The organism is Paenibacillus glycanilyticus (assembly GCF_030161375.1).
GTDB lineage: Bacteria > Bacillota > Bacilli > Paenibacillales > Paenibacillaceae > Pristimantibacillus > Pristimantibacillus glycanilyticus_B.
On the sequence record NZ_BSSQ01000014.1, the window covers coordinates 464,297 to 475,287 of the forward strand.

Annotated in this window: 7 protein-coding genes and 1 pseudogene; 1 reads left to right on the plus strand and 7 read right to left on the minus strand. The window is 52.8% G+C overall.

The window, feature by feature from the left end; all coding sequences use genetic code 11:
* Positions 1-15 precede the first annotated feature (15 nt).
* The 6 genes from QQK89_RS18695 to QQK89_RS18720 form a co-directional block, all read right to left on the minus strand.
* Positions 16-1,629: a response regulator transcription factor gene (locus QQK89_RS18695; RefSeq protein WP_284240156.1), complete on the minus strand. Its 1,614-nt coding sequence runs from the start codon at positions 1,627-1,629 to the stop codon at positions 16-18.
* Between the two features lie 2 nt (positions 1,630-1,631).
* Positions 1,632-3,584, minus strand: a complete 1,953-nt coding sequence (locus QQK89_RS18700; protein WP_284240157.1) for a cache domain-containing sensor histidine kinase — start codon at positions 3,582-3,584, stop codon at positions 1,632-1,634.
* The gene (locus QQK89_RS18705) at positions 3,541-5,235 is read right to left on the minus strand and encodes a hypothetical protein (protein WP_284240158.1); all 1,695 of its coding nucleotides are present in this window, start codon (positions 5,233-5,235) and stop codon (positions 3,541-3,543) included. Before QQK89_RS18705 ends, QQK89_RS18700 begins: the two co-directional genes overlap by 44 nt.
* Before the next feature lie 59 nt (positions 5,236-5,294).
* Positions 5,295-6,194: a carbohydrate ABC transporter permease gene (locus tag QQK89_RS18710; RefSeq protein WP_284240159.1), complete on the minus strand. Its 900-nt coding sequence runs from the start codon at positions 6,192-6,194 to the stop codon at positions 5,295-5,297.
* A gap of 3 nt (positions 6,195-6,197) precedes the next feature.
* Positions 6,198-7,088, minus strand: a complete 891-nt coding sequence (locus QQK89_RS18715) for an ABC transporter permease (RefSeq protein WP_284240160.1) — start codon at positions 7,086-7,088, stop codon at positions 6,198-6,200.
* A 168-nt stretch (positions 7,089-7,256) separates the two neighbouring features.
* Positions 7,257-9,728: a beta-mannosidase gene (locus QQK89_RS18720; RefSeq protein WP_284240161.1), complete on the minus strand. Its 2,472-nt coding sequence runs from the start codon at positions 9,726-9,728 to the stop codon at positions 7,257-7,259.
* 195 nt (positions 9,729-9,923) lie between these two features.
* On the opposite strand from QQK89_RS18720, the gene QQK89_RS18725 reads away from it, so the two are divergent.
* On the plus strand, positions 9,924-10,763 hold the full coding sequence (locus QQK89_RS18725; protein WP_284240162.1) for an AraC family transcriptional regulator: 840 nt from the start codon (positions 9,924-9,926) through the stop codon (positions 10,761-10,763).
* An 87-nt stretch (positions 10,764-10,850) separates the two neighbouring features.
* On the opposite strand, the pseudogene QQK89_RS29730 reads toward QQK89_RS18725, so the two are convergent.
* Positions 10,851-10,919 (minus strand): annotated as a pseudogene (locus QQK89_RS29730) (transposase); the annotation flags it as partial.
* Positions 10,920-10,991 lie beyond the last annotated feature (72 nt).

The following is a 10,991-nucleotide window of genomic DNA, read 5'->3' on the forward strand; positions in this document are numbered from 1 at the left end:
AACCTCCCTCGGGAATCAGTTATCCGGATCCGGTGAATAGCCGTAATCCCGGTATTCCTGCGGAGTGACGCCTACCAGCTTCTTGAACAGGTAAGTAAAATACGCGGTTGTCTGAATGCCTACCTGTTCGGCGACCTCGTAAACTTTAATACTGGGGTCCTGCAGCAGCTTCCTGGCCCGCTCAATTCGGGTATCCTGAACAAACTCCGAGATCGTCCGGCCCATTTCCCGCTTGAACAGCACGCTAAGATAGCTGGCGTTCAAGTTGAAATGCTCCGCCAATTGCTTCACCGTCCAATGCTCGTGAAGCCGCTCCTCGATGAACAGGGATACTCGCCGGATCAGGTTATGCTGCTGATTCAGCTGCGCCTTCTGCTCTGTATCCATGTACCGCTGCACGTAACCGGCCAGCAGCTCCGCTAGCTGAAAGGCGCTGCCGCAATCGAGCATTTGCCGCCAGAGCAGTATGTTCCCTTCGCTATCGGGCTCGTTCTTCCACTTCAAATGGCGGATCAGCTCTCCAAGGAAGCTCATGGCGAAGGCTTGCGCATAAGAGAAAGAAGCATTGCCGGTCGAGAGCAGCGCATCCTTGATCTTGTTCATGTATTCAGCGACCTGCTCCGCGTCTCCGGAATCCAGCCGCTTAAGCAAGCCCGGAATAAATTCGTCATGCATCCGGTAGGCCGCGAATTCGCCCGGCTCTAATTCGTTCCCGCGTACGATCTGCCCGTCGGCAAGCAGCCTCGCCTTGGTCATGCTGAACCGTATTTCCCGGTATAATAGCGGCGCATCTTCCCATGCGGAGCCTTCTCTGCTGCAGCCAATCGTCACGCTTGCCCCGTATTGCTCCCTCATGATGGATTGTATGAATCGATATTGCTTCTCTGCCTTGGCGCGGGCTGCCGGAGCCGGGTTGACGTGAAGCGCGACAAATTCGTCAAACGAAGCTTGCGCAAGCCAGATGGAATCGTCTTGGGAGAAAGCAATCTCCACCGTTTTCTTAAAGCTGCTTCCGAGCAGCATTCGCTGCTTCGCCTCCTGCACCGAAGAGGGATTACGATCCAGGCCAAGCACGATAATCTGGTATCCGGGATCCAGCTCAGGCAGCGTCAGCAGTCCGTCCCACGATGCAAGAAGCTCATCGACGGGAAGGGATTCGGCAATCAGGTCGTCTACGAATCTCTCCTTGATAAGCTTGACGCTGTCCGACACTTTCTTCTCAAGCTCCCGGGTCTGCTCCACGACTTCCTTCCGCATCTCAATGGCACTCCGGAAGCTTTGTAGCCGCGAAGTTACCTCTTCAATCTTGAGCGGCTTCAGCACATAAGCCTGCGCGCCGACATGGATCGCATCCTGGACGAATTCGAATTCGTTGTAGCCGCTAATCATCAAAATCTGAATATGGGGATGCAGCCGCTTGGCTTCCGCAGCAAGCTCGATCCCCGTCATGCCGGGCATGGAAACATCCGAGATCAACACGTCAAATTCCGAGTCTAGAAGAATCTCTATCGCTTCTTCTCCCGATTCTGCCGTCCGAGGGACCGCATAGCCAAGCTCTTCCCATTCGATATATCGGACGAGTCCCTGCACATGCGATATTTCATCATCCACAATAAGTACGTTCAGCATCTTTATCGCCCCTTCTTAATGGCTGGCTGGGCCTGGCAGGCCGGAAAATCAATCGTAACCAGCGTCCATGCCCCCAAAGCGCTTTCGATTGTATAACGGGCATCTTCGCCAAAATAAATTGCGAGCCGCTCCTTAATATTGGTAGAGCCAAAGCCGTTGCCTTTCCCCTCATATACGCCATTGGCCAGTTGCCTGATCGTATCCCCGGAAATGCCCTGTCCGTTGTCGAACACCGACATAACGACCCGGTCGTCCCTTCTCTCTATGGAGATACGGATGAAGGCGTCCGGCTTGCGGACTATTGCCCCATGCTGATAGCAGTTCTCCACAACCGGCTGCAGCACCGTCTTGATCGTATACAAATCAAGCGCAGATTCGTCGATATCCCATTCAAGCCGGACTTTGCCCGGATAGCGGAATTGGCAGATTTCCAGGTAAGCCTTCACATGCTCTACCTCATCCCTGATTCGGATAACGCTAATCTGATTGTTCAGCGTCAGCCGGTAGAAGGTCGTTAGCGCGTCGATAATCTGAATTTGCTCCTGATCCTTGGCATCCATGGCTCGCCAGCGGAGCAGTCCCAGCGAATTATAGATAAAATGGGGATTAATCTGCGCCTGCAAAGCCCTGAAAGCCTGCTCCTTCTCCTGCAAACCGGCTTGCGTAATGTCTTCGACGAGTTTGCCTAGACGTTCGGACATCAGGTTAAACCTATTTTCCAGGTCGCCTAGTTCGTCCTGCTCGCTGTACCGGATAGCCGCTTCGAATTCCCCTCGCGACAGATCGCCCATTCGGTTGCCAAGCTTGCGGATCCGCCGAACGATATTTTGCACGACGGTCATCATCAGCGATATGGAGAGCAGCAGGAAGAAGATCGTAATTCCGGCAATTAGAAGCAGAATCCTACGGTCCTGCGTGCTGAGCTGCCTCATCGCGGTAGAGGATACAACGCTCCACCCGGAAGACAGCGGCTTGACAAGGAGCAGCTCTTTGCTATTCGTTAGATCCAGCCAATGGGCCGAATCGTTGATATTGTCCTCCGCGAGTTCCACTTGCCACTCGCTTATCGCAAGCTTCTTCCCGATCTGCTCCCGGTCGGTCGATGCCAGGATGCTCCGGTCGTTATCCACGATGAACAGGCTTCCCTTATCGTTAAAGGGACGGTCGACCCGCTCTCCGAATACAGCGTCATAATCCAGCAAGATATATACAAGACCGAGCGGAGTTCCCGTCCTGTCTACAATCTTGTGCGTGATAACGACACGGTCCGGGCTGCCCGGCACGTTGCTCCATTTGAGCGGCTCCGATGCCGCCATGGTATCCCGATACCAAGTGCTTTCCGTTTGGCCCGCAATGATTCTCGATTCCGGGCGCCATAACAGCTGACCGTCCTGCACTAGCGTGTCATTCGTATGATAAATGCGGAAATCCAAGATGCCCGGCAAATATTTGCCCGTAAGCAGGAAGGTACGGTCCGCGTAATTGACCGTATCCACCACTTCGGCCATATCGTCGTAATGTCTGGAGAGCCGGGCTATCAGTTCGCCGTCTGTCGCCGTTCGAACGGCCAGCAGATCGTAATTTCGTTTGCTGAAATCGGTAATCTGAGCCGTCTGCAGGACTGTCTCGTCCACGGCGGACAAATAGCTGTTGTGAAAGCCCCGGGCGACCAGAAACGCGGAACCGCTTCCGAGCAGCAGTGTTGGCAACAGCAGGATGAGTACGTATAAGGACAAAATTTTGCCGCGGAGACTCATGCCGCGGGTAAATCGGATGATCCATCGAGAGAGAGGGATACGCAAGTTGACCCGCTCCTTTCCTGATAAACGCCCAGCCGCAGCCGACGGAAGGGAAGCCGGCATCTCCGGCTTCCCTTCTCTCACGGCTTGAGTTGCGCCGTATATATGTTTTTTATGCTCCCGGGAATTGCTTAGCCAGCAGCTGATGCCATTCATCCTTCAGTTCGCTCCAATGCGCGCGTTTCTCAAGCGCCGACTGGAATTCAGTCCATGCCGCTTCGAAGGCTTTGTCATCCTTGGCCATCATCAGCTTCGCTTTGTATTCTTTCCTCACGTTTTCCAGCTCGGGCGAATATTTCTCCCACAGGCTGCCCGGTTCGGATTTGACCAAGTCATACTTTTCCGCGACCCGAATGGCTCCCATTTTGCTGATCGCGTTAGTGAAATCGATAGTCTTCTGGCGTCCCGCTACAGAATCGGTAGCTTCGTAATTCCACCATGGGTACCATTCGTTGCTGTACGAGGACGTCGCGTAAAGCTCAGGCGTTGTGCTTGCTTTCTTCGCCGCATCGCCGGAATCATGAAGCGCCGTGTAGTTCTCGTCGATATAATGCCATTTGCCGAGCGGCTTATCGACCCAATCCCAGAACGTGCCCGCAGGTCCTTCATTGACGACTTGCTGCATTTCCGGCTTAGGCGTAAGGGTATAATCGAAAAATTTGAGTATGGCGTCGAGATTTTTTGTATTTTTGCTAATATACACGTCATCGCCCGGATTCGGATTGATGATGGAGTTAATGCCGACTTTGTCTACGCCAGCAACTTTAGGATACGGAACAGTCTGATAATACCAAGCCGGTGCGGTTGGTCCGTTCAGCACTTCCCACAGATGAGCATCCATGTTGAAGAATCCGCCAACGTTCATCGCCATGCGACCGGACTGGTTCTTTTCCTTGTAGCGTTCTTTTTTGTCCGTAATCGCTTCTTTGTCGATTAGTCCTTCGTTGTACATCTTGTTCATCCATTTGTAAGCTTCTTTGTATTGCGGATTATCATAGATGAACTCGTAGTCGTCGCCCTTCTTCTCCACCGGAACGACGCCACCGCCGCTGGTCGATACGCCAAACGTGTTCAGGATCACGTTCTCGTCATTAGCATCCGACAGGAAACCAAGCGGGATAAGCTTGTTGCCGGAGGCGTCCGTCTGCTGGCTTGCTGCCTTCAAATATTGCTCAACGCCTTCAATCGTAGCCAAATCCTCTTTCTTCATGCCTGCTTTCTCCAGGACGTCCTCTCGCACGAACCAGCCAAGCGATGCCCAGCCCGGCCATGGATCTTCCGGGTTCTGGTCATACCACGTCGGTATGGACCAGATATGTCCGTCCTTATCCTTCATCGCGTCCAAATATTGCTTCGGAACCGAAGCGAGTCCCGGATATTTGTCCGGCATGTCAAAGTACTGCTCGAGCGGTTGGATCGTGCCGGAACGGATCATGGACGAATTGATAACGTCGCTCCGCCCAAAGATTGCCGCATCGTCGAAGCCGCCGGTATTCAGCTTCAGGTTAAGCGCGGTTGAGGCATCGCCCTGCGTGGATTCTATCTGCACATCGACAAACGGTTCGTTCTCTCTCCAATATTTTTGCACCATGCTGTCGTTGTTGACGGTAGTCGTCCATCCAAGCCACAGACTGAACTTTCCTGCTTGCTGCTTGCCTCCATCGGCCGTCTGCCCGGTCTGTTCCGGATCCTGCGATGGCAAGTTCGCCGAGTTGCCGCCTCCGCCCGAGCAAGCGGTTAAGGCCAGCATAAGCGCGGCAAGCGCGCCGGCCGTGGTCGATTTCGCGTAAAATGCGCGACTTTTCATGTTTTTTCCCCTCTCTGTCTGGCTATTTGGTATATGTGGTGAATCCTAATACCCGAGTCTTAACCTTTGACCGAACCAATAAGTACGCCTTTGACAAAAAATCTTTGAAGGAACGGATACACGCACAGAATCGGAATGGCGCTTACCATAACAGTTGCCATCTTGACGGACATCAGCGTCACCTGGGCGAGGTTTTGGCTGCCGCGCGCAAGTGCCTCCACGCTATTATTAGAGCCCATCACCACCGAGATATCCTGGGCGGAGAGCAGCTGCTGCAGAAACGTTTGAACCGGAATCAGATTCTGGTCCGAGACGAAGAAGGCGCCTGCGAACCAATCATTCCAGTGCATAACGCCCGTGAAGAGACCAAGGGCCGCGAGCATCGGCTTGGATAACGGAATGATAATCGAGAACAAGACTCTTGGCGGCTTGGCACCGTCCATCTCCGCCGATTCAATCAACGCTTCCGGCATGCCTTGGATAAACTTCAGCATGACGAACATGTTCCAGGCCGAAAAAGCGCTTGGCAGAATGTATACCCAGAACGTATTGATGAGCGACAGATTAAACAGCTGGATATAGAACGGAATGAGACCTCCGCTGAACAGCATCGTGATCAGGACGATCGTCAGCAGCACCCTTCTCGCCGGCATCTGCCTGTAGGACAAGGCGAAGGCGGCAAGCAGTGTTACCAGAAGACCGCTTACTGTCCCAATGATTGTACGCAGAATCGTAATCAGGTAAGAGTGCTGAATAACCTTGTTGCCAAGCACGATATGGAAGTTGGACAACGTGAATTGCCTCGGCCACAAATATACGCCACCCTTGGCGGCATCGCTTCCCGTGTTCAGGGAAATCGCCAGCATGTAAACGAAAGGATAGAGGACCGTCAGGCAGAGTAGCAGCAGGAGCACGGTAATAACCGCCTGTCCGAACTTTTCGCCGGTTGAACGTTTCATCGGTTACCAGAGCCCCTCTCCGTTGATTCTTCTGGATATCTGGTTCGTGCTGAGAACCAGCAGCAGACTAATAACCGAAGACAACAATCCTACTGCCGTGGCGCTGCCGAAATAGCCTTGCTGCAAACCGCTTCGGAGAATATAAGTATCCAGAACATCCGCAACAGGCTGGTTAGCAGGATTCATCAGCGGATAAATCTGGTCCATGCCGACCGCTATGAGACTTGGCATGCTAAGAATCAGGACGATGGAAATCGTCGGCAGGATACCCGGGAACGTAATGTGCCGAATTTGCGCCAGACGACCCGCTCCTTCTACCTTGGCTGCTTCGTAGAGCTGCGGATCGATGGACGTGATCGCGGCCAGATACAGAATCGTGTTCCAGCCAACCTCCTTCCACAATCCGCTGGCTACGATCATCGGTCTGAACCACTCGGTCGAGCCTAAGAAGAATACCGGATCCCCGCCGAGCGACACGATCAGCTGATTCACGAGACCATTGTCGAGAGTAAGCAGCGACTGCAGAATGTAAGCGACTACAATCCAGGAGAAAAAATGGGGCAGATAACTGACCGATTGAACAAATCGTTTGTAGCCCCCATGGCTTACTTCATTAATCATCAAAGCCAGTATAATGGGTGCCGGAAAACCGAATACGAATTTAAGCAACGCGATGTACACGGTGTTCTTCACCACCAGCCAGAATTGGCTGTCTTGCAGGAACGCAAAGTTTTCGAAGCCGGTCCAAGGGCTGTTCCAAATCGTATAGCCGATATGGAAGTCTTTGAACGCGACCTGTATACCGGCCATCGGCACGTAGCTGAACAGCAGAAGCAGCACGACGGCCGGCATGATCATGATATATTGCCATTTGTATTTAAGTATGGCAGACATCGTATCACCTCTTTCTAGCTTCATTGTACGGCAGCGCCGTCCTTTCGAACTACGCAACAACGATTGGTTTTTTATCGCTATGTTTGTCAATTTGATTGGCTGCCCCGAAGAAAAAGAACACACGCAAACGGCTATCGCCAGGCGTGTGTCCTCTTTTCCATGAAGAGCTTATTCAAAAGTATCGTACAGGCTTGTAACGACTAGCTGCTCGCGGAACGCAGATAGGCTAAGCGGCTCGGACAAGCCGTCCTTCTGTACGGTAACTACGGCCGGACGGTCTGCCGAAAGCGCAAATACGTTGTTGCTCCAGCGGGCGTCGGCATGGCTCAGCTCCAGCAGAACAAACGGCGCAAATGCCTGGCTGTCTAGCGTAACGATAAACCGATCTTCTTCCTCCGCCACCTCTGCGCGGATTTCGGGATTCAGCAGTTCAAAATGTTTCGGCTTCACGAACAAAGCCGTCCCTTCGCTTATTATCTCTCCGCCCGCTACAAATTCGAAAGCGAGATAGCTTTGGCTCAGCAGCTGCTTGGTCGTAAGTATCTCCGAGAAGTCCAGTGAGACGACCTCTTCGGAAGAGAGAGAAGCAAGCGTTACTTCCGTTTCGCCCAATTGCATGATCTCCGATTGACGGTCCAGCAGTCTCCAGCGAAGCTGCCCTTTGACCTCCTGCAGCGTTTCGTTGGTCACGTGAAGCGATACCGCCGTCCCTTCTTCCAGAGCGGATGCAAGCACCGGCGCAAAGAAACGCTTGGCGGCGTGATGCGTTGCTTTCCATCGGCCGAAGTAGTCCAAACTGGACCAGGACGCCCCCGGCCAGATGTCGTTAAGCTGCCAGTAGACCGCGCCCATGCATCTGCCTCGGTTGCGTCTCCAGTGCTCCACGCCAACCCGCATGCCTTCCGCCTGGATAAGCTGGGAGACATACAGCAGCTTCTCGAAGTTTCTCGGATATTTGAAATATTCGCTGATGTAATACATGATCTTTTCGTTACCTGTGCCGTTCTTCTGATGGGCTTCCATGACCCGCGAGAAAATATTGCGGTCTTCGGGAAGCGTAAACGTCTCCACCGTCTTAATGGACGGGAACGATTGCAAGCCGAACTCGGACATAAAACGCGGATGCAGCGTCCGGTATTCCGTTATCGGCTTCCGCCCGTGCCAGACATCCCAATAATGCATGTCGCCGATATCTTCGTTATTCGGATCTTCGATCCCGCCCTTGGAGGACGGCGAAGATACCAAATAGGAGGTGTTTGGATCAAGCGACTGCGACAACACCGGCAGGAACTCTTCGAACTGCTTCAGGTAATCGTCGCGCTGCTTCTCCCCGTAGCGCTCCGTCCAGCCCCAATACGCCCAAGCGTATTCCAGCTCGTTGTTTCCGCTCCAGAGACCAAGCGAGGCGTGATGGCGAAGCCGCTTCATATTGTCGATCGTCTCGAGGCGGATATTTTCTTTGAACTCGTCGTTGAAATCGTAAGCTCCGCATGCGTATAAGTGATCCTGCCATACGATCAGGCCATGCCGGTCGCACAGCTCGTAGAAGTAATCGTCCGCGTAGTACCCGCCGCCCCAAACTCGGATACAGTTGTAGTTAGCCTCGACGCAGCTTTGGATCAGCTGCTCCGTCCGCTCGTTGCTGCGCCGACCGAAGATGTTGTCCTCCGGAATGAAATTGGCGCCCATCGCGAAGATCTGATGACCGTTGATTTCAAACGCAAACGACTCGCCCCACTGATCCGGTTGGCGCACGACATGCAACGTGCGAAGGCCGATGCTTAGCGAGCGTTCGTCCAGAATCCGGTCTCCGCACCGCAATTCAACCCGCAGCCCGTATAATGGCTGGCTTCCGAGATTGTTCGGCCACCATAACTCGGGATCCTGAACATTAATCTCAAGACTTGCAGTGTCTCCGATCTGGTCGGCTGACGCTTCCAGCGTCCTTCCATCCGGTGTCTCGATAACAGCATGAAGAACAAGCGGCTCTTCAGAGGCCCAACGTTGTAATTCTACGGCGATATTCAACTGAACGTTATTGGCGCTATGCTGCTGCGTAATGTAGACATCGTCGATTCGGCCGATATTGAAGCCGATGAGAGAGATATCCCGCCAAATGCCCATATCCGGCAGCTGCGGACCCCAATCCCAGCCAAACATGCTATGCGCCTTGCGCAGATGCGAGATGCCCGGTACGGCGTCGGCACAGCTTGTCAGGAAAAGCTCCTTATCCTTCGCAAGCACAAAGTTCGTCGCTGAGCGGATAACGACGTGAATGTCATTGCTGCCTGCGGCGAGCAGCCCTTTCACATCCACTTCGTAGGTCCGGTGCATATTGTCCGTATTTAATACGGCTTGTCCGTTTACGTAAACCTCGCAAAGCGTATCCAACCCCTCGCAGCGGAGCAATACGTGGTCCATCAAGAGCAGATCCCCGTCGACGAGGAAGCTTCGGCGGTATTCGTAATCGAACTTGGTCAGCTCCAAAATATCGTATTCGTTATCGCGGTAATAAGGATCTTCCATCTTACCCGCGGTCATTAGATCATGGAATACGGAGCCCGGAACAATGGCGTTGTTCCACTCCGCTTCATCCGTTCTTTTCATTGTCCAATTGCCATTTAGCGTTACTGAGCGCATGCTTATCAACCTGCTTTCAAATGTATGGATTGTGCTGGAATGATGCCATTCCTTAAATATCAGGTAAGGAGGAAGGCATGATTCGGCCCTATCGTAGCATTCGAAGTAGAATATCGTCTTGTTATGCAGATGCTTTTTTTGTGCTATATTAACATCACTATTTTATATCTAACAAAGACAAGGAAGGCGGCCTCCATGACCGTTAACATGCTGTACGCCGCGGCGCTGATTGATCCGCTGGTGCAATCCAATTTCCACATCGTGCATTCGGTGAGGCATGCCTATCCGCTGCACGGACACGACTTCTACGAAATCTTTATCGTCATTTCCGGCCAATGCGCGCATCTGGTGAACGGAGATACCCAATTGCTGAAAGAGGGTTCTATGGTGTTCATCCGTCCCGATGATACTCATAGCTATGATACGCTGGAAGGTGAGGACTGCCGGTTCTTGAACGTCAACTTCTATAAAGAGGTTGTAGAAGGCGCTTTCGATTACATTGGCCACGCGGCGTTTGCCCAAGCGCTACGGAGCCCGCGGCTTCCGCCCGTCATCCTGCTGCCCGAAGCAGACATGGAGGCTCTCATGAGGAAAAGCGAGCAAATCCAGTTATTTAACTCCACCGATAAGCAAAAGGCAAGAGCGATGGCCCGCAGCTTCTTGAGCGATGCCTTAACTCATTTCTTCCTTCACTTCCGCAATGACGGCACGCAAGCGCTGCCGCAATGGTTCGACCATCTGCTTGCGCAGCTGCAGCGCAAAGAAAATTTCAGCGCCGGACTGCCCAGATTGCGGGAATTAACGGACCGGAGCGACGGCCATCTTAACCGCGTATTCAAGCAATATCTCCGCATGACGCCAACGGCTTATTTGAACCATCTGCGCCTTGGCCATGCCAAAAACCTGCTGCTCACCACGCAGCTGCCCATCGTCGATATCGCTTACGACGCCGGGTTCGATAATTTAAGCCATTTCTACCATCTCTTTAAAGACGCCTACGGGATTGCCCCCGGCAAAATCCGAAATTGGCAATAGAATCGAGGCCGTCCCAAAAGGTGATCACTCACCGTGAAGACGGCTCGCATTAGCAATTAAAGAGTGTTATTTATGGGCAAGCGAAAGCTACCCGACTTCGAGGTTAACTTTCGGTAAGCCTCGAAGCAGGAATCTGCGGAATCCCCGGTTATTTTTATTTGGCTATGTTAAACTCTAATGTTGATTGTTGAGCTGCTGTATTTCATGAAAAATAGGTGCGCGGCGGGG

Coding starts and splice junctions, on each gene's coding strand:
- QQK89_RS18695 (WP_284240156.1), bottom strand. CDS start 1,629: ATGCTGAACGTACTTATTGTGGATGATGAAATATCGCATGTGCAGGGA.
- QQK89_RS18700 (WP_284240157.1), bottom strand. CDS start 3,584: ATGAATGGCATCAGCTGCTGGCTAAGCAATTCCCGGGAGCATAAAAAA.
- QQK89_RS18705 (WP_284240158.1), bottom strand. CDS start 5,235: ATGAAAAGTCGCGCATTTTACGCGAAATCGACCACGGCCGGCGCGCTT.
- QQK89_RS18710 (WP_284240159.1), bottom strand. CDS start 6,194: ATGAAACGTTCAACCGGCGAAAAGTTCGGACAGGCGGTTATTACCGTG.
- QQK89_RS18715 (WP_284240160.1), bottom strand. CDS start 7,088: ATGTCTGCCATACTTAAATACAAATGGCAATATATCATGATCATGCCG.
- QQK89_RS18720 (WP_284240161.1), bottom strand. CDS start 9,728: ATGCGCTCAGTAACGCTAAATGGCAATTGGACAATGAAAAGAACGGAT.
- QQK89_RS18725 (WP_284240162.1), top strand. CDS start 9,924: ATGACCGTTAACATGCTGTACGCCGCGGCGCTGATTGATCCGCTGGTG.